17 protein-coding genes are annotated in these 18811 nt (G+C 47.8%); 1 reads left to right on the forward strand and 16 read right to left on the reverse strand.

The genetic code is table 11. The features are described from left to right. Window positions 1-323: 323 nt before the first annotated feature. The 7 genes from SB752_RS05160 to SB752_RS05190 form a co-directional block, all read right to left on the reverse strand. A complete protein-coding gene (locus SB752_RS05160) occupies window positions 324-2480 on the reverse strand; it encodes a copper amine oxidase N-terminal domain-containing protein (protein ID WP_410714634.1) in 2157 nt (718 codons plus the stop codon). Window positions 2481-2740: 260 nt separating this feature from the next. Next, window positions 2741-4090 carry a dihydrolipoamide acetyltransferase family protein gene (locus SB752_RS05165; protein ID WP_410714635.1) on the reverse strand — a complete coding sequence of 450 codons (1350 nt, stop codon included), beginning with the start codon at window positions 4088-4090 and terminating at the stop codon, window positions 2741-2743. 20 nt (window positions 4091-4110) lie between these two features. Then, window positions 4111-5094: an alpha-ketoacid dehydrogenase subunit beta gene (locus SB752_RS05170; RefSeq protein WP_410714636.1), complete on the reverse strand. Its 984-nt coding sequence runs from the start codon at window positions 5092-5094 to the stop codon at window positions 4111-4113. A gap of 13 nt (window positions 5095-5107) precedes the next feature. After that, window positions 5108-6100, reverse strand: coding sequence for a thiamine pyrophosphate-dependent dehydrogenase E1 component subunit alpha (locus SB752_RS05175; RefSeq protein WP_410714637.1), 993 nt, complete (start codon window positions 6098-6100; stop codon window positions 5108-5110). Window positions 6101-6118: 18 nt separating this feature from the next. Next, on the reverse strand, window positions 6119-7540 hold the full coding sequence (lpdA, locus tag SB752_RS05180) for a dihydrolipoyl dehydrogenase (RefSeq protein ID WP_410714638.1): 1422 nt from the start codon (window positions 7538-7540) through the stop codon (window positions 6119-6121). 151 nt (window positions 7541-7691) lie between these two features. Further along, complete coding sequence (locus SB752_RS05185) at window positions 7692-8783, reverse strand: Glu/Leu/Phe/Val dehydrogenase dimerization domain-containing protein (protein ID WP_410714639.1); 1092 nt, start codon at window positions 8781-8783, stop codon at window positions 7692-7694. A gap of 243 nt (window positions 8784-9026) precedes the next feature. Further along, a complete protein-coding gene (locus SB752_RS05190) occupies window positions 9027-11093 on the reverse strand; it encodes a sigma 54-interacting transcriptional regulator (protein ID WP_410714640.1) in 2067 nt (688 codons plus the stop codon). Window positions 11094-11264: 171 nt separating this feature from the next. Here SB752_RS05190 and SB752_RS05195 point away from each other — a divergent pair, with 171 nt between their 5' ends. Further along, entirely contained in the window at window positions 11265-11525 is a 261-nt protein-coding gene (locus SB752_RS05195; RefSeq protein ID WP_103105335.1) for a DUF2627 domain-containing protein, read from the forward strand. A gap of 45 nt (window positions 11526-11570) precedes the next feature. Here the strand turns inward: SB752_RS05195 and SB752_RS05200 are convergent, their stop codons facing one another. The 9 genes from SB752_RS05200 to SB752_RS05240 form a co-directional block, all read right to left on the reverse strand. Further along, window positions 11571-12455 carry a UDP-N-acetylmuramyl pentapeptide phosphotransferase gene (locus SB752_RS05200; protein ID WP_410714641.1) on the reverse strand — a complete coding sequence of 295 codons (885 nt, stop codon included), beginning with the start codon at window positions 12453-12455 and terminating at the stop codon, window positions 11571-11573. Next, complete coding sequence (locus SB752_RS05205) at window positions 12437-13129, reverse strand: glycosyltransferase family 2 protein (protein ID WP_410714642.1); 693 nt, start codon at window positions 13127-13129, stop codon at window positions 12437-12439. The genes SB752_RS05200 and SB752_RS05205 overlap by 19 nt, the downstream gene beginning before the upstream one ends. After that, window positions 13116-13673, reverse strand: coding sequence for a copper transporter (locus tag SB752_RS05210; protein WP_410714643.1), 558 nt, complete (start codon window positions 13671-13673; stop codon window positions 13116-13118). Before SB752_RS05210 ends, SB752_RS05205 begins: the two co-directional genes overlap by 14 nt. A 16-nt stretch (window positions 13674-13689) precedes the next feature. Next, window positions 13690-14856: a putative cytokinetic ring protein SteA gene (steA, locus tag SB752_RS05215; RefSeq protein WP_410714644.1), complete on the reverse strand. Its 1167-nt coding sequence runs from the start codon at window positions 14854-14856 to the stop codon at window positions 13690-13692. 115 nt (window positions 14857-14971) lie between these two features. Further along, entirely contained in the window at window positions 14972-15148 is a 177-nt protein-coding gene (locus tag SB752_RS05220) for a DUF2759 family protein (RefSeq protein ID WP_103105339.1), read from the reverse strand. A gap of 130 nt (window positions 15149-15278) precedes the next feature. Then, window positions 15279-16676, reverse strand: a complete 1398-nt coding sequence (locus SB752_RS05225) for an amidase (protein WP_410714645.1) — start codon at window positions 16674-16676, stop codon at window positions 15279-15281. Between the two features lie 94 nt (window positions 16677-16770). Further along, window positions 16771-17559, reverse strand: coding sequence for a class I SAM-dependent methyltransferase (locus SB752_RS05230; RefSeq protein ID WP_410714646.1), 789 nt, complete (start codon window positions 17557-17559; stop codon window positions 16771-16773). 2 nt (window positions 17560-17561) lie between these two features. Further along, window positions 17562-17939, reverse strand: a complete 378-nt coding sequence (locus SB752_RS05235; protein WP_410714647.1) for a VOC family protein — start codon at window positions 17937-17939, stop codon at window positions 17562-17564. Then, the gene (locus tag SB752_RS05240; RefSeq protein WP_410714648.1) at window positions 17929-18732 is read right to left on the reverse strand and encodes a class I SAM-dependent methyltransferase; all 804 of its coding nucleotides are present in this window, start codon (window positions 18730-18732) and stop codon (window positions 17929-17931) included. Before SB752_RS05240 ends, SB752_RS05235 begins: the two co-directional genes overlap by 11 nt. Window positions 18733-18811 lie beyond the last annotated feature (79 nt).

The following is an 18811-nucleotide window of genomic DNA, read 5'->3' on the forward strand; positions in this document are numbered from 1 at the left end:
CTGTTGCCACTGCTTATACAATTCGGTAAAATCCTGATTGTAGAGTATAACCTTGTACGCATACGTGCGGCATAGAAATGGTCCTTATCGCCAATTTTATCACACGCACTTTATGTATAACTTCCCTTTTTCACAAGTTTGCCAGACGTATATACAGAAAGGAGGCTGATGAAGGTGAAGCAATCCCTCGTCGCCAAAATTTTAATTGTCATTCTCGTTCTCGCCTTGATCCTCCCCACCTTCTTCTATTTCCAATAAGCAGATTATCCCAACTGAAAATAACCCCCTTCCGCCAAAAGCGAAAGGGGGTTTTGTAGATCGATTTATTTATAAACGAACACGCTGGAGGTTTTGGCATCCCAGCCAACTTGATAGCCCAGGTTATCTGTAACTATACGAACTGGAATCATTGGCATCCCATTGTTTAGTACAACTGGCGTAGGGAGAGTAATTTCTTGATTTCCTACTTTTGCCTTGTTTGAGCCAACAGTAAACTTAATTGATTTTGTTCCACTGATAATCGCAACACTCTGGTTGTTCCATTGGGTCGTCAAAGCCAAGGCCTCTTTGAAGAACTGGGCTGGAACCATGGTTGTATTGCCACCAGCGATGTATGGCGCTACTTGCAGCGGATATGTCTTGCCATGCAACGTAAAGTTCGCTGTGTTTACTTTAAACAGCGCTGCGTTGGTCGGAACAGTTACAGAAGGCTGTGGCGTAGGCTGTGGTGCCGGTTGTGCAGGTGAAGGCATACCAACTCCTACTGCGCGTGCGAACAAAAGTCCTTTTTCTTCTGAAGTGAAAACACTGATGCTGTAAGCATTTTTCACAGTTGGGTTCACGATATTTGCTGCAGCCGCAATGGTGATATTAGCAGCTGTAGAAGCGGGAATGTCCTGCGCTGGGTAAATCAACACGTTTTGTCCACGAACAGCGACATAGTTCACTCCTATGCCATTAACCGAAACGTTTGCAGGTGCGATGTACGCAGGTACTTTGTAGCCTGCTGGGAATACCAACTCAACGAAGTCACGTTGTTTCACGAGACCAATACCCATACCTTTGATAGCAATGTTGACACCAGTCGGTTTACCCAGTGCATTTGAAGTCAGAGCGATCGTAGCTGTGCTGTTGTTCACTACGTTCGGAGTTGGCGTTGGTGTTGTTGGATTCGTCGGATTTGTTGGATTCGTTGGTGTCGGATTTACCGAAGAACCACCAATGGTAAACGATTTTGATTCCAGGCTCTTCCCATCAATAGAAGCTTTGAGTGTATAGGTGCCAGCTGTTTTCGGATTAGAGATCCAAGCAGAGAAAGCGACAACGACTTTAACCTCACTACTTGAAGAGAATCCAGATGGTGCAGTGATGTACACTTTATTACCTACAGCACCAACTCTTTTCGGTGTTTTACCGTTCAATGTAAAATCGCTTGTATTCAAAAATCCAGGTACCATATCAGCAGAAGGGAATTCAAGGATGAGATCCTCATCAGCCAACAATTTTTTGTTCCCGAAATCAGCATCAAACATGTAGCTGGAACGAGCACCAGCGGCTGGATCAGACAGGTTTACAGTGAAAGCGTCTGTAGAAGTGCTGGAGCTGCCAGAACCGGATTTGGTCACCTCGAACTTTTTGGATTCATATGTAGTTCCATCATACTTTACTTTAATTGTGTAGCTATCGCCAGATTTAGGGTTCTCAATTCCAGCAGACTTAGCAAATTCCAAAGTCAAATCTGTGTCCTTATTTGCCCCACTTGGTACCTTAATAGTGACCTCATCACTTTTTACTTTCACTTCTTTGGCAGAGTAGCCGTTTACTTTCACATCACTTGAATCAATTTTTGATGGTAACATGTCGCTGTTTGGGAAAATGACTGTAATCGTCTCATTCGTTTCGAGCCTTACACTTTTCTTGAGGGAGATTTCTCCCAGCTTGATGCTTGTTGTATCTCCAGACGCTTTGCTACCGAGGGTAACCGAGTAATCACCTTTGCTGCTTGAGCCGCTACTTGAGCCGCTTTTTTTGATAGTGATTCTGTCGGAATCATAGGAACTATCGCCCGTTGTTTTAACGGAAACATCATAGGTACCTTTATCGTCCGGATTCGTAATTCCGTTTTCGATTACGATCTTAATGTCTGTATCGGCTTTAATTTTGTCTTCAATTTTGATCTCAATAACCTTACCATTTACGTTTACTGACTTGATATCAAAGTCCTTGGTGTAAATATCATCTTCGTCGATGTTCTTACTCACGGTAAATTTAGAATCAAATTTAATATAAATCGTATTCCCACTTTTTAGATCTTCATCAGTGGTAAATTCAATGGTGTATTCACTGTCACTGCCTTCACCGTCATCTTCAGCCTCAACTGTCACGCTTGATGCAGCTTGTGCATGTGGTACTGCAACAAAAGGTGTAGCTGCTAGCGCAGATGCGAGCACCAATGGCAGTGCTTTGTTTGTCTTCTTCATATTCTTCCTCCCATTTTTACCTATAATCTGGTAATAAATCTCTAGCAGGTCGCTATCAGTCTACCATAAATGATATCTAGTGGGAATCTCTTCTACGGAATTTGATAGACTCCCTGGCTACTACTGGTAAGACGACGGAACGCTCCAAAAAGTTACATATCCTTCTTCTGCAAAATAAAATTATTTTTTCGTGGGAGCATCACAAAAAAACCAGGACTGCGCACGACCTGGTTTCTTGCGAGCTTCTCAACTACCGCAGATTAATACAGCTTTGTATCTGGTCCGACATTTTCCAGCTTTTGCTTAACGCTTTGCAGGAATCGTCCGCAGATCAGGCCATCCAACACGCGGTGGTCCAGCGACATGCAGAGATTTACCATCGAGCGCACCGCAATCATGTCATTGATCACTACTGGTCGTTTCACAATGGACTCGACACTGAGGATCGCTGCTTGCGGGGCGTTAATAATTGGTTGCGACAACACAGAGCCAAATGAACCCGTATTGTTTACAGTGAAGGTTCCACCTGTCATATCATCCATCGTAAGCTTCCCTGCCCGTGTACGAGCAGCCAGGTCGTCCACAGACTTGGCAATACCCAGAACAGACTTTTGGTCAGCGTGCTTGATCACAGGAACGTAGAGGGCGTCTTCTGTCGCAACTGCAATCGAAATATTAATGTCTTTTTTGACGATAATTTTGTCTCCTGCCCACGTGGAATTAATCATTGGGTATTCCTTCAATGATTCCACTACTGCCTTGATGAAAAACGGCAGAAATGTAAGGTTGAGACCTTCCTTGCGCTTGAACTCATCCTTTGCCTGATTGCGGAAATTAACGAGATTGGTCACGTCAACCTCCACCATTGTCCATGCGTGTGGAGCCTCATGCTTGCTTTGGACCATCCGGCTCGCAATGGTTTTGCGAATCGGTGTCACTGGGATGATCTGGTCTCCGCTTGCTACTGGAATATCTACACTTGTCGTAGCAGGAACGGATGATACAGATGTCGCACTCGCCACTGCAGGTACTGAAGTCGGTTCTGGCTGGGAAACAGCAGCTGGTGCCGTGTGAGAAACAGGAGCTTCTGCTTGTTGTCCACCCGCGTCAATTATTGCTTGTACGTCTTTACGCGTCACGCGGCCTTGGGCACCTGTCCCAACCACTCTGGACAGATCGATCCCGTGCTCTTGGGAAAGTGCCATGACAGCAGGTGAATAACGCTGTTTGGGTCCATCCTGATTAGGGCTGGCTTTTTGCGGTGCAGGCTGACTCGAGGCCAGTGCAGCACTTGGTTGCGGAGGTGCGGATAATGGCTGCTGTTGCACAGGTGATTCTTGCGTCTGTACAACAGCAGCAGCGCCAGCCTCTCCACTTTCTTCTATATATAGAATCAATGTACCAATCGCTACTGTCTCGCCTTCCGGTACCACAATTTCCGTGATGCGGCCGGAAACCGTAGATGGAACCTCGGCATTCACCTTGTCTGTCGTCACTTCAGCCAACGAGTCATATTTTTTTACGGTGTCTCCCACATTGACCAGCCACTTGCTGATCGTTCCTTCGGTCACACTTTCTCCGAGCTGGGGCATTAGTACTTTCGTTGCCATGATCCTTGGTCCTCCTCGCGTTAAAAGTTGGCCAACTCTCGCATTGCTTCCAAAACTTTATCCGGGTTTAGCATGAAAAATTTTTCCATAGGTGGGCTGTAAGGCATAGCTGGAACGTCTGGACCGCACAGACGCTTGATCGGTGCATCCAGATCAAACAAGCAATGCTCCGCAACGATTGCAGCGACTTCGCCACCAACGCCGCCTTCCTTGTTGTCTTCGTGGACAATCAATACTTTACCCGTTTTGGAGGCGGCTTCAGCAATCGCCTCTTTGTCGAGCGGGTAAAGAGTACGCAAATCCAGAACATGAGCGCTGATTCCTTCTTGAGCAAGCTTTTCTGCCGCTTGCAGGCAGAAGTGCAGAGCCAAGCCATACGAAATAACAGTAATATCAGTACCTTCACGCTTTACATCTGCTTTGCCAATTGGCAAAACGTAGTCATGATCAGGAACTTCACCTTTAATCAGGCGATACAAACGCTTATGCTCGAAAAAGAGCACTGGATCTTCATCGCGAATGGCTGCTTTCAGAAGGCCCTTTGCATCATACGGGGTGGACGGAGCCACCACTTTCAAGCCTGGAATATTGGTAAACATCGCTTCCACTGATTGAGAGTGGTAGAGTGCGCCGTGAACTCCTCCCCCGAACGGAGCACGAATCGTGATCGGGCAATTCCAATCATTATTTGAGCGATAGCGCATTTTTGCGGCTTCACTGACGATCTGATTGACTGCTGGCATAATAAAGTCGGCAAATTGGATCTCGGCGATAGGACGCATACCGTATGCTGCTGCCCCGATTCCTACCCCAACGATTGCGGATTCTGCCAGTGGCGTATCAATCACACGCTCTTCCCCAAACTCTTCAATCAATCCAACTGTGGCACGGAAAACCCCTCCGCGCACACCGACGTCTTCTCCGAGCACAAACACATTTTGATCGCGGCGCATTTCCTCGCGCATCGCCATTGTAACTGCATCAATAAACGAGATGACTGCCATCAGGATAACCCCCTTATTCCCCGTATACGTGTGTCAGAGTCGATTCTGGAGACGGATATGGTGCATTATCTGCATACTCCGTCGCTTCGTCTACTTCCAGCTGAACGCGAGCTAGCATATCTGCTTCCGTATTCTCATCCAGTAGGCCAACCTCTTTCAGATAGGCAGCAAATACGATGAGTGGATCTTTTTTCTTCGCTTCTTCTACTTCTTCACGTGTCCGATATACACGATCGTCGTCGTCACTGGAATGTGGAACCAGACGGTACATCACTGCTTCAATCAAAGTAGGACCTGCACCGCTGCGTGCACGTTCTACCGCTTCCTTGGTAACTCGGTACACCTCGATCGGATCGTTGCCATCTATGCTTACTCCCGGGAAGCCGTATCCAATAGCACGGTCAGCTACACTTTCGCATGCCAATTGCTTGCTGACCGGAACCGAGATCGCATATTTGTTATTTTCACAGAAAAAGATAACCGGAAGCTTGTGAACACCAGCAAAGTTGGCACCCTCGTGGAAATCCCCTTGGTTGCTGGAGCCTTCTCCAAAAGACGTATACACAACAAAATCTTTTTTCTGCATTCTACCTGCCAACGCCATGCCCACTGCATGAGGTACCTGTGTCGTTACAGGGCTGGAACCAGTCAGGATATTGTATTTCTTACCACCGAAGTGGCCTGGCATTTGACGTCCGCCGCTGTTCGGATCTTCAGCCTTGGCAAAAGCGGACAACATGCAGTCACGTGCAGTCTGGCCAAATACAAGGACGAGACCAAGGTCGCGATAATACGGACACAAATAATCTCTCTCTGTCTCCATCGCAAAAGCAGCTCCTACCTGTGCCGCTTCCTGGCCCTGGCAGGAAATGACAAACGGGACTTTCCCCGCCCGGTTTAACAGCCACTGGCGCTCATCGATTTTGCGCGCGAGCAGCATGTAATAATACATGTCTAGCACTTGAGCGTCGGTCAAACCTACTTGTTCATGACGTTTGGTTGTCATCGCTTTATACCCTCCTCATTAATTGTGAATTGCTTTTCCATCAACTGCTTGCGCTGCTTCCATCATCGCCTCTGACAGGGATGGATGCGGATGAATCGTCTGACCAATTTCCCATGGAGTCGCATCCAGCACACGAGCCAGACCTGCTTCAGAAATCATGTCTGTAACATGTGGGCCAATCATATGAACACCCAGTAAATCATTTGTTTTAGCATCTACGACCAGCTTCACAAATCCATCGTTCTCACCGTGAATCAAGGCCTTTCCTAACGGCTTGAAGCTGAACTTCCCAATTTTCACATCAAAGCCTTGTTCACGCGCCTCTTTTTCCGTCAACCCGACATTCGCAACTTCAGGACGGCTGTACGTGCACTTCGGAACCTTGGTGTAATCCATTGGATGAGGATTCAATCCAGCCATGTGCTCTACCGCTAAAATTCCTTCGTGGGAAGCGACATGTGCCAGCTGCAATCCACCAATGACATCGCCAATGGCATAAATATGCGATTCTGCCGTTTGAAAGAATTCATTCACAACCACTGCGCCACGCTCAACCTTGATCTCTGTTGCTTCAAGTCCCAGGTTTTCCACATTCGCCTGTCGGCCTACGGAAACGAGAACTTTTTCTGCTTCAAAGGATTGTACGCCTGTTTGGGTTTCGGCCTGAATCACCACACGGCCTTCGCCTTTTTCCAGGGATTCCGGGAGTACCTTTGCTCCGGTTACGATCGTCACTTTACGTTTTTTCAACAGACGAGCCAGCTCTTTACTTACTTCTTCATCCTCCAAAGGCAAGATGCGATCTGCATACTCCACTACTGTAACGTCTACACCAAAATCAGTGAGCATGGATGCCCATTCAATTCCGATGACTCCGCCCCCTACGATGACCACAGAAGCCGGCAGCTTTTCCCACTGCAATGCTTCGTCGCTGGTTACGACATAGGAACCGTCAATCGTAAGTCCCGGAAGCGTGCGTGGTCGTGAACCTGTCGCCAGCATAAGAAAGCGCGGTACAATCATTTCCTGATCGCCGTTTTCCTTTTCGATACGCACAGCTCCAGCCTGTGGGGAGAAAATGGACGGACCCATTACGCGGCCGAACCCTTCAAATACAGTGATTTTTCCTTTTTTCATCAAATACTGAATTCCTTTATGAAGCTGGTCGATGATGCCTTGTTTGCGTTCTTGAATCTTTGAAAAATCGTAACCCACATTGTCAGCCAAAACACCGTACTTGTCGGCTTCTTTCAAAGTGGAGAATACTTCTGCGCTGCGAAGAAGTGCCTTGGAAGGGATACAGCCACGATGCAGACATGTTCCTCCGAGTTTTTCTTTTTCCACAATTGCCACATTCATTCCCAATTGAGAAGCACGAATAGCCGCTACATAGCCTCCAGTGCCACCACCGAGAACGACCAAATCAAATTCTTGAGACATCTATGATCGCTCCTTTCAATAAAAACCTGTCGAGGTATGCTCCACCCGTCTATTTACGAGAATATGAATATTCAAAGAACATTGCTTATGTAGCCTAGGCTGCTCGTCAGTAACGAGACAAGCAGCCCGGGTAATCATACATCACTGAAAATTAGCGATGGTAAACAGTCTTACCGTTTTGCAGGAAAGTATTACGTGACTTGCCAACACTCGCGATACGTTCTTCAGCCATGCGGTCAGCTGCTTTGTAAGAAGGCATGCCATCGCGTTCAGCAACTTCGTAAACCTTCAGGATGGTACCGTAAATGGTTTCTACTTTTTTCAGTGCGCGCTCACGATTGTAGCCTTGCAGCTCATCTGCAACGTTGATTACGCCACCTGCATTGATTACGTAGTCTGGTGCGTAAATGAGGCCCATTTCATGAATCATGTCACCGTGTTTTTCTTCTTTCAATTGATTGTTCGCCGCACCAGCGATAACTTTTGCTTTCAACAGCGGAATGGTGTCATCGTTGATGATTGCACCCAATGCGCATGGCGAGAAGATATCGCATTCAACGCTGAAAATGTCATTGACTCCCACTGCTTTGGCACCAAAATCGTTCACTGCACGGTTTACGTTTTCCTGGTTGATGTCAGTTACGATCAAATGCGCGCCTTCTTCATGCAGGTGGCGGCACAGATTGTAGGCAACGTTACCTACACCTTGTACAGCTACGACACGACCGGACAGAGAGTCACTGCCATAAGCGAGCTTAGCAGAAGCCTTCATACCGCGGTATACACCGTAAGCAGTTACCGGAGAAGGATTTCCGCTGGAACCAAATGCTGGCGATACGCCTGTTACATAATCTGTTTCCAAATGGATCATGTCCATGTCAGCAACTGTTGTTCCTACGTCTTCAGCTGTAATGTATCGTCCATTCAGGCCTTGGATATAGCGACCGAATGCACGGAACAGCTCTTCGCTCTTATGCTCACGTGGGTCACCGATGATTACTGCTTTACCTCCGCCGATGTTCAATCCTGCAGCGGCGTTTTTATAGGTCATACCACGGCCCAAGCGTAGTACGTCGATGATAGCCTCTTCTTCTGTCTTGTACGGCCACATACGCGTACCGCCGAGCGCTGGTCCAAGTGTCGTATCATGAATGCAAATAATTGCTTTCAATCCGGAATTTTCGTCCTGGCAAAATACCAGCTGCTCGTAATCGTAGTTTTGCATGTAATCAAAGATGTTCATTGAAGAAACCTCCCTAGTGTCATTCATTCTCCATATACTCGTGGTCGTACATCAAAGCTGGTACCACGAGGAGAATTCCTCGCTGTGAAAGATATGCAAAAGTCATGCCAACTCATAACGGTTTATGAAAGCGCTTTATTCGAGTGCAAGTGGAAGATTGTTCAATCGGTCAAGTGCGCAAATAATTGCACAATCACGCAAAAAATTGCATGCAAATATTTGCACATCCACCTATTTGCTGAATCACATCTGCTCTTCCATAATTCCCAGCTTTTCCATTTTGTAATACAAGCTGCGAATAGCAATCCCTAACCGCTTGGCTGCGACCGTTCTGTTTCCGCGTGCAGCCGCCAGTTCACGCAAGATGTGCTCACGTTCTGCTTCTTCCACAGCCTCTTTTAATGTTTTGCCTGAGGACCCTTGCTTTTCAGGAAGCTCTTTTGCCGTGCCGGCAATCCTTCGTTCCAGTGGAGGCAGATGTTCTGTCAAAATGATTCGCTCATTGATCTTCATATGGATCATCGCCCTGCCAATAACATTCTCCAGTTCTCTCACATTGCCTGGCCACTGGTATTCAAACAGCATTTGCAAGGTATCCGGGTGAATTTCTTCAACATTACGCCCGTACTCCAGATTTGCTTTGCGCAAAAGATGCATCGCGATTGGCTGGATGTCTTCCAGCCTTTGTCTGAGAGAAGGAATATGGATTGGAAATACCTGAAGCCGATAGTACAAGTCTTCACGAAAACGCCCTGCCCCAATCGCTGACTCGAGATTGACATGAGTAGCAGCAATGATACGGACATCGATTTCAACTGGCTTCGTCCCGCCAACTCTCACGACTTCCCTCTCCTGCAAAACACGCAAGAGCATGACTTGCATACTCATGGACAGCTCGCCGATTTCATCGAGAAAAATCGTTCCTCCGCTAGCTTCCTCAAACAATCCTCGTTTTCCGCCGCGTCTTGCACCGGTAAACGCTCCTTCTTCGTAGCCGAACAGCTCGCTCTCCAATAGCGTCTCGGATATAGCAGCGCAGTTTACACGGATAAATTGCTTGTACTTACGTTCACTTGCATTGTGAATCGCGTGGGCGAACAATTCCTTACCCGTACCCGACTCGCCTCTTAGCAGTACCGTTGCAGGAGTGAGTGCCGCTTTTTTTGCCTGCTCGATGGCGACTCTCATCGGCTCGCTATACCCAATAATGTCTGCAAAGCTGTATTTCGCCTCTAACGTTCGGATGATGCGGCGAGCTTTTTCCAATTCCTCGCTCAAACGCTTGAATTCCGAGACGTCATGAATGACGCCGACGCTGCCCTTTAGTTCTCCGTCTACCATGACAGGAGCAACATTTACGACTACATCCTTGCGTTTTGGCCCCAGCTTCATCGGGACTCCCCTGACTGGTTTCTTCGTTTTCAATACTTGCATATGCATGCTATCGCCTTCCGAAATATCTACCGTTGCAGGCTTGCCGATAATGTCTTCGGGTGACAGTCCCGTAATGCGCGTGTAAGCCGGGTTGATCAATAACCCGTTCCCATCCTTGTCCACCACAGAAATAGCCTCATCCGACGATTGGATAATGGCCTGCATCATGCTTTGCAGTTCCTTCAAGTCCGTAACTTCCTCAGCCAACGCCATCACTTCTGTAATATCACGAAAAATGGCAACTGCCCCTACTACTTCATCGCGATCATTCCGAACGGGTACGCGATTGGTAATGATACGGGTCTGATTGGGTAGGATCTGCTCCTGATTCAACTCGGGAGAGCCCGTCTCTAATACGATATGTAGGCGTGTGTTAGGTATACGCTCTGATACTTTTGTATCGAGCACTTCACTTGCGTCGATCCCCATTAATCTCTCTGCTGCCTGATTGAACAAGGTAATGATGCCCTGCCTGTTAACACCGATAATCGCATCGTGAGTAGAGTCCAGCATCGTCTCGCGCTCACGCTGGTTTTGCATCATTACGGCAATCAGCTTGTCGCGTTCACGTATCAGCTTCATTACGATGCGCGTAAAAGTGCCGGGGATCAGCACTGTTTTTTCCTTTTTCAAATGCTTGAGATGCTTGTATTCCCCTAAATCACCGGTCGCTTCCAAAATGACATCTAGTTCCGCTTCCAGATAGGGTCTGTAATCCGTGTCTACATGGATACCTAAGGAACGGGCCAGCGCGAGTCCCGGGGCATCTGGCCTGTGATCGACAACAGCTACGATTTTTAACCGATCCATCTGGTTCAGCATCTTAATAAGTGCTGTTCCGCCACGTCCAGCACCAACGATGAGCAACTTGTGCACGCACCGATCCCCTCTCTTTGCAATCAAACTCGATTCCATTGTACTCCAATGATTGGGATAAGGACAGGTGTTCTTAGCTAACGTGCGCTCGTTCAGGCGCTTCCAGACTGTGGACAAGGTACGCGGCATCCGATATGATGAAAAGACGAGAGAGAAAGGTGTGAAACACCCGTGGTTGTTCAAAAAGTGATCGCGCTGTTGATCATGGTGATTCCTGCTGCCATCGCAATGTATGGAATCAAACTGATCCGTGACGCGTTCTTTCATTCCACCTCCCCGGACGTCGGCTTTTTGTGGGGACAGCTCATTCTTGGCATACTCGCTTTTGCCATTCCTGTATTGTTTATCGCAGGGTTCATCCTGCATCACGAACGCAAAAAAAATCGGGTACAACCCCGCTTCATGGTTCGTGAACCAGAAGATGATGAGTAAGCCAGGCCAGACATTCAGCCTGGCTCTTCTTTATTCGTTTTCTTCTTACTCCGATTCTGCTGACCTTCCCCAGCCATCCATCCGTTTTAACCATGAAATTCTTTCGATTAGCTGTGTAAAAGACATAAACTCTGCCATCACGTGCAGGCCAATAAAAAACACGAGGATCAAAAGCTGCACCTGTACAGATGTGTGCGTAACAAAAGCATAACCAATCACGAAGCCCAAGGAATTCGCGCCAGTATCACCAAGCATGATCTTGCCGCTCGCATCATGGCGAAATAGTAAAATGGATGAAGTAAGTACAGGCAAGAACCAAACCCAGTCCAGAGTCGACGAATTATGCGCCGGAAAATAATAGGCAGCTACTCCTACGATGACTAGCAGCAGCCAAAAAACTTTCAAGGCACGTGCAGGCCTCATGTCAAATAGATTCAGGACGTTGGGGGTGATGGCAAGTAAACAAACCGCCAAGAGCCAGGTCCAAACTGTACCTGCGAATGCCAAAGAAATGAGCAGGGCAGTGCTCCCTCCTCCCCACGCCTTCCACAAGCCGCTCGTCACTTTGCGCTCCCGCCAAAGTGCTCCTAGATGTCCTCGAAAGCCTTTTGCAGGCTCGTCTGTCGCTCGGTCATCCTGCCAACCCCATACCGCCAGGGTGATCATGCCTGCCATCAGCAGCAATCCATGATTCAGGCTTGATGGGGCTATACCGCTTACCTGCATGCACAGCAGCAAGGCTCCCATGGTCAGTGTGGAGGAAGCCACGACCATGATTCCACCCGCTGTCAGAACTTCTGCTCCTCTGTAATTCACTCTTTGCATTCCCATGTCTTTAAGCTTTTTTGTCACGTGTTCCAGAAGAGCTAGATGCAGCAGAATAGGAAGACCGATACTCACCGCAATCCCTATCATCCATTTTGTCTCCATCCTTGTCCCTCCCACCATTTGTGACAAAGTGTCCGTCCGATCGCTACAAACTCTTTTCCTCGATGACAATAGCCTGACCAATCATTTCCTGTCTCGCGATGGAAAAACCGGATAGGTACCTCCAGCACACGATAACCAGCCCGAATGGCATCTACAGTCAGGCCCACTTCTACCCCAAATCCTTTATCCAGCTTGCCTAAACGCTGAAGCACCTCACGCCGAAAAGCACGTTGGCCTGACAACGGTGCTCGTGCTTCAAAGCCTGTAAGTATGCGTATCCCATGATGAGCCAAGCCCTTCGCCAAGCCCAGTCCTGCTTTTTGTCGTGGAGGAGGCAAAACAGCAACGGACATGTCACACGCACCCGCAATCACCGGGGACAATAAATGTGCTGCCTCAGCCGCACTCTCGCGAAGATCACCGTCTAAAAGCATCACGACATCCCCACTCGCATGTTGCCAGCCCGTTTGCAGCGCCGCACCCTTTCCTCTGTTTTGCGGTGTGGAAATGACAAGATCCGCCCACTGTCTGGCGAGCTGTGCGGTATCATCTATGCTCCCATCATCCACAACGATCAGCTCCTGACAAAGGATACGTTCTCGAATCGCCCGCAGCGTCAAGCCGATGGAAGCTTCTTCGTTGTAAGCCGGAATGACGACACTAACCTTTTTCACGCACACCCCTCGTTTCTGCGAGCAATTTTTGGACGCTTTCTAAAAGTGCCCACTGCTTGGCTACCGAGTCTGGCTCTTGCTTGACGAGTAATACGTGAGTGTTGTCCTCCCGCCCGAAAAGCCACTCTGGATGCTTGTCCGCATAGATGAGCAGCAGACCATCTGTTGGTAGCCTTTCCTCCTGCAAAGCTGCTACCTCAACTCCTACCGACTGGAGCAATCGCGTTATTCGTTCCAATGATCCTTCCTTGTCCTGCCATACATAGACCTTGCTTCCTTTCAACTCATGGGCATAGCGAAGTGCCATGAGATGGACAACCTCTTCCTTGTTCCGCTCTACCTCTACGTGCAGCCGATTCATTTGCTGCTTTAATTCTTGATTGCTTTTCAATGCGCGGTCATATTTGGCCGACATATTCGCCAGAACTTCTTTTTCACCCCAGGAAAACCAGTTATGTCCTGCTGTTCCTCCGAGCAAAATTCCCACTCCAAGCGCAATGAAGACAGCAGCTAACGAGATCAAATGATAACGAAAATGAATCATAGCGACAGCGTCCTCCTTAAAATGCCCAGGTCCGCCACTGTGTCCAAAGCATTTGCGCAGCGTGACGTGCAACCGGATTGATCAAAATCGCTGATGTAACAGGAAGAAGCATGGCTCCGATGCATAGCCCCCACATTCGCCAGGACGAGCTCGGCTGATACAGTTGACTAACACCTTTGGCGTCAACCAGCTTCGTGCCGATTTTGGTTCGAACCAATAGTGTGCTTGCCATGCCTTTTCTGCCTTTTTCCAGAAAATCGATCATATTGGTATGTGCCCCAATCGTAACGATAAGCTGCGCTTGTTGTTCAAATGCCAAAAGCATCGCAACATCTTCACTTGTTCCGGGCGCAGGCAAGAGATGACAGTGAATCCCCAGCTGGGATACCCGTTCTTCCCCTGGAGCACTCCCATCAACGAACGCATGAACAACAACCTCTGCCCCGCATAGCAAGGCTTTGTCAGAAACACTATCCATATCCCCAATAATCAAGTCGGGTGCGTATCCATATTGCAGCAGCGCATCAGCGCCTCCGTCCACACCGATGAGTATCGGTCTACATTCGCGAATATAGGAGGCAAGTGTATGCAGATCTTCCTTGTAATGCTTGCCACGGGCTACAACAACGACATGACGATTTGCCATTCGCGTCCGTAAGGGAAGGGGGCGCAGGGGCTTCAAAAAAAGCGCCTTTTCCTGACTGGCATACGAGAGCGTGTTGTCAATAAACAAGGAGAGGGTATCATCCAGTTTATCCTGTGCTTCCAGCCGTTTGAGAGCAATCAGGGAAGCAGATACCTTTTGTAAGTCACACTTGAATTGCCACCCATTTTCAGTGTGCAAGAAAAGCTTGCTCTCGTGAATTGTCGTATACTGACCATCCAGAAGCTCGATCAAATTTTTTTCCTTTGCAGACGGATGTATTTCAAATAGGGACACCCCCGCATCAAGCAGAAGTCGAGCCCCTTCGGCCGGATAGTGTCCCGTCATAAACGAAGATAGATTAATTACGATCCTTACTCCCGAGTCCAATAAAGACAAGGCTGCCATCTCATCCACATCGGGATGGTCAATCAGTGCAATTTGCTGGGAGTGGAGACGTTTGCACAACTGCTTGGTCATGCGGTCTGCTGCAATGACTGCCGTGCAAGTTGTAGCAGCAGGAAGCTTTCTCTTACTCACCTGTTCCACCTCCATCCCTAGTATGCTAAAAATTTCCTTGATCATGCGCCAAAAAATGAAAAAGAGGCTGTGCAATCATGCACAACCTCTCTTCGCTACACTCTTTAGTTCATAACTACGCGCCCTTGGTTATGTAATAGATGATCAAACCATCAGCGAACAGGAATACTGCCAGGGATACAAGACCAAACCCGATAGCAAACTTGTTCTTTGCTTTGACCGAGTTAACACAGCCCCAAGCAATAAAGAATGTGAAGACAAACATCAGGAAATCAAACAAAATGATCTTCATAAACTACGACACTCCTTTACCAAGATGACGCATACCGGAATACAATGGCAATTCCATTATATAGCTTTGGCTATTACGAAACAAGCATATCCAAATTTGTGACAAACGATTTCACAATTGTGCAATAGGACTATTCCCCTGCATTATTCCCTGCCACATCAATGTTCATGCTGGTCGCCTGTTCGTAAACAAATCCAAATTGATACAATTGCGCCTCATCTCGATGCTTTCCAATCAACTGAAAACCGATTGGTAGCCCTCCATGTGAGAATCCGCATGGAATCGACAAGCCTGGATTTCCAGTAAAGTTGGTAGGGGATGTCAGTCGAAGCAGAGCTTGTCGCACGCCTTCTGCATGATTTCCGATCAGTACTTCACGCTGGTTAATATTTGTCGGGATAATTGGCAGGGTAGGTGTGAGCAACACATCGACATCCTGAAAGCTCTCATTGAATTGATCAATCAGGTGCTTCCTGCGCTGCTGCACCTGCACGTACTCGTAACCACGCACCTCTTTACTCATGACCAATCGTTCACGCACTTCAGGGTCCAGATCATCTGCGTGATCCCTCATCGTTTTTTCATGCACGGCATACGCTTCTGCTTGAATCGTAATCCGTTGACCTTCTGCAATTTCATCAATGCCTTTTACAGCAACCTCCCGTATTTCTGCACCGAGGCTACGGTACACATCAATCACTCGATCAACCGCTTTTCTGACCTCTTCCTCAATATTCTGAAAGAAAAAGCTAGGCAATCCGATGACTCTCCCCCGCACACTCTCACCGATAAGACGGGAGTAGTCTTCCCTTGCCTTCGCAAAGGAATACGGATCTTTTTCATCGTGCCCTACGAGAAGATTTAACAGCGCTGCATTATCCTTGACCGTTTTCGTCATCGGTCCGACATGATCGAGTGTATAGGCGAGATCAAACACGCCGTATTTACTCACAAGACCAAATGTCGGCTTCATCCCTACAATACCGCATGCAGAGGCAGGAATGCGAATTGAGCCGCCAGTGTCCGTCCCTAATGCAGCGTAGGCCAGATTGGCAGCCATCGCAGCACCAGAACCGCCACTCGACCCCCCTGTGATCTTTTCCAAGTCATAAGGATTACGGGAAGGTCCAAAATACGATCTGTCCCCAATCGGACCGTATGCAAATTCATGCGTGTTTGTTTTTCCAATCAGGATGGCGCCTGCCTCTAAACATTTCTGTACTACGGTTGCATCGAGATCGGGTACAAAATTTTGATAGACCTTGGACCCCATGGTGGTACGGATATTTTTTGTAAAAATCAGATCTTTGATCGCAATTGGAACTCCATGTAATGGGCCCCGCCTATGGCCAGCCATGATTTCCTTTTCTGCTTGTCTGGCAGCTGTAAGCGCCTCATCTTCGCAAACGGTAATAAACGCATTGCAGGCAGGATTTTCCTGTTGGATCTTGTTCAAGGTTTGCTGAACAATCTCTACAGGAGACACCTTTTTTTCATCGTATGATTGAGATAGGGTGAGCAAATCCACAGGCTTTAACCTCCACTTTTTATTGATCTGGAAGCAGCAGATGATACAACCCCAGAATACAACTGCACCCTAAAACAAGCAATACAAATGCATCCTATTTCTTTTCTAGCGGTTTTTCCCCGTACCAAATGCTCCAGCAGTCCTGTTCTACGATTGGTTCGTGGCCCTGCAGTTTGTCTTTGATGTGGGAAGTAAGCTCTTGCAGTTCATCATCCTGCAGCTCATGAAGAATCGAGCGACCTTTTCGTGCCAACAGATCTGCCTCTAGCACAGGCCAATCCTTGTATTCGCGTCTGACCTCCCAGAGCTTGATCGTCTCTTTGGAGATAAGTCCTGCTCGCTTCATGGACGCATGAACGAGGTCATCTGCTGGTCGTCTCCCCTGCTCACTATTGATCAACCGCGGAAATTTTTCAAAAAAGTAACCCCGCAGATGAGTAGGCGATGCAGGCATAAGGACATCATCCACGGTACGATCCTGGATTAGGCAAATGCCCCCTGGCACAAGCACTCTCTGGGCCTCTGCAAAAAAAGCATCCATGTCCTGCAAATGATGGATGAGCGCGCGGGCAAAAACGATATCGGCGCTAGCCTGTTCAAGACCGGTTGCTAGTGCATCTCCCTGAACAAACGTAATCGCATGGTCTTCCTTACATTGTTCACGTGCCGCTTCGAGCATAACCTGTGAAAAATCGACTCCGATTACTTTCAAAGCCCCCATGCTAGACCATGCCTGTGAATACACTCCCCCTCCAGAGCCTATGTCCACAATCCGTTTCCCAGACGGATTTACTAGAGTCTTTATCAGTTGAAACCATGAATCGTCCACGGTGCGTCCTGTATAGCTTTGCTGATTTTTGGGAGCATGAAAGTCGATTCCCATAGCTACTTCGCCTCCATAAACTCAAGTCTGTTTCCGAATGGATCTTCTGTAAAAAAGCGAATCAAATGGGGAATTTCGTCATCGATGCGGATCGGTACGTCATTTTGCTGCAGGTGCTCCATAAGCGACTCGATGTTTCGGACGACAAAAGCGGGATGTGCTTTTTTGGCTGGTGCAAATGCCGACTCAATTCCAATATGGATAAACTGGGCTCCACACTGAAACCAGACGCCACCACGAACAAGCAGCTTTACTGGTTTAGGAACCTCTGTCATTCCGAGTAGGTCAACAAAAAACCGCCGTGCCGCATCTTCTGCCCCTGGGGGAGCTGCGAGTTGTACATGATCCAAACCGACCCATTCATGCTTTTTAATTGCCATCTGCTTGACCTCCATTTTTGTAGCACAGTACCATCCACTCGTCGATTTGATGAGTGAGGACTCTGCCCTGTTCGATTTTCATTTCAAGATAGGCTTGCTGGGCATCTGTGGCTTCTAACAGATAGCGCTCGATTGCCTCTTCTTGTGCCAGTGATTCTGACAGCCGTTTCACCCATGGCTCGAATTCAAATTTCTTTTTGCGCAGACGCTGCTTGCTTTCTGTCAATCCGTTTGCCTCATGTAGCGTCCTCCATTCATTTACGGATAAACAACGTACGTGACTACGGTCGCGCATCTTCTCCACATGGTTGATGAAAGCAGCTAATTCAATATCCTCAGGTGCGACATTATCAATAAAGAGGAAAGCTCCCCCTGGACGTAAAACGCGACTGACCTCTCGCACAAAAGCATTCGGATCAGGGAAATGGTGTGCAGCAATTCGGCACGTGATCACATCTACCGATTCATCCAAAAAAGGCAGCGCTTCAGCATCAGCTTGTACATATATCATATTTTCTGCATTTGCCTGACGGTTAGCACGAGACGCAGCCTCTAGCATCTCACGAGTTAAATCAGCAGCAATCACTAAGTCGACATGCGGAGCCAAAGTCCTCGCGACATGTCCTCCGCCAGTAGCGATATCCAGGATAGTCCAGTCTTTTTTAGGCTGTAGCCATTCCACGAGTAATCCTAAGTCACTTCCTTTTGCGTGGTTCTGACTATGAACATAGTTTTCGGCATTCTTTCCAAATTGCTGTTGAACGGCTTGCTTGATTTCATCCTTCTTTTGCAAGAGGACCACCTCCTGCCATTATTTTATTCCACACATTCCCTTCTTTGTTATAGAATACAGTTAACTAGATATCAACTTT

The organism is Brevibacillus sp. SIMBA_040 (assembly GCF_046535075.1).
Taxonomy (GTDB): domain Bacteria; phylum Bacillota; class Bacilli; order Brevibacillales; family Brevibacillaceae; genus Brevibacillus.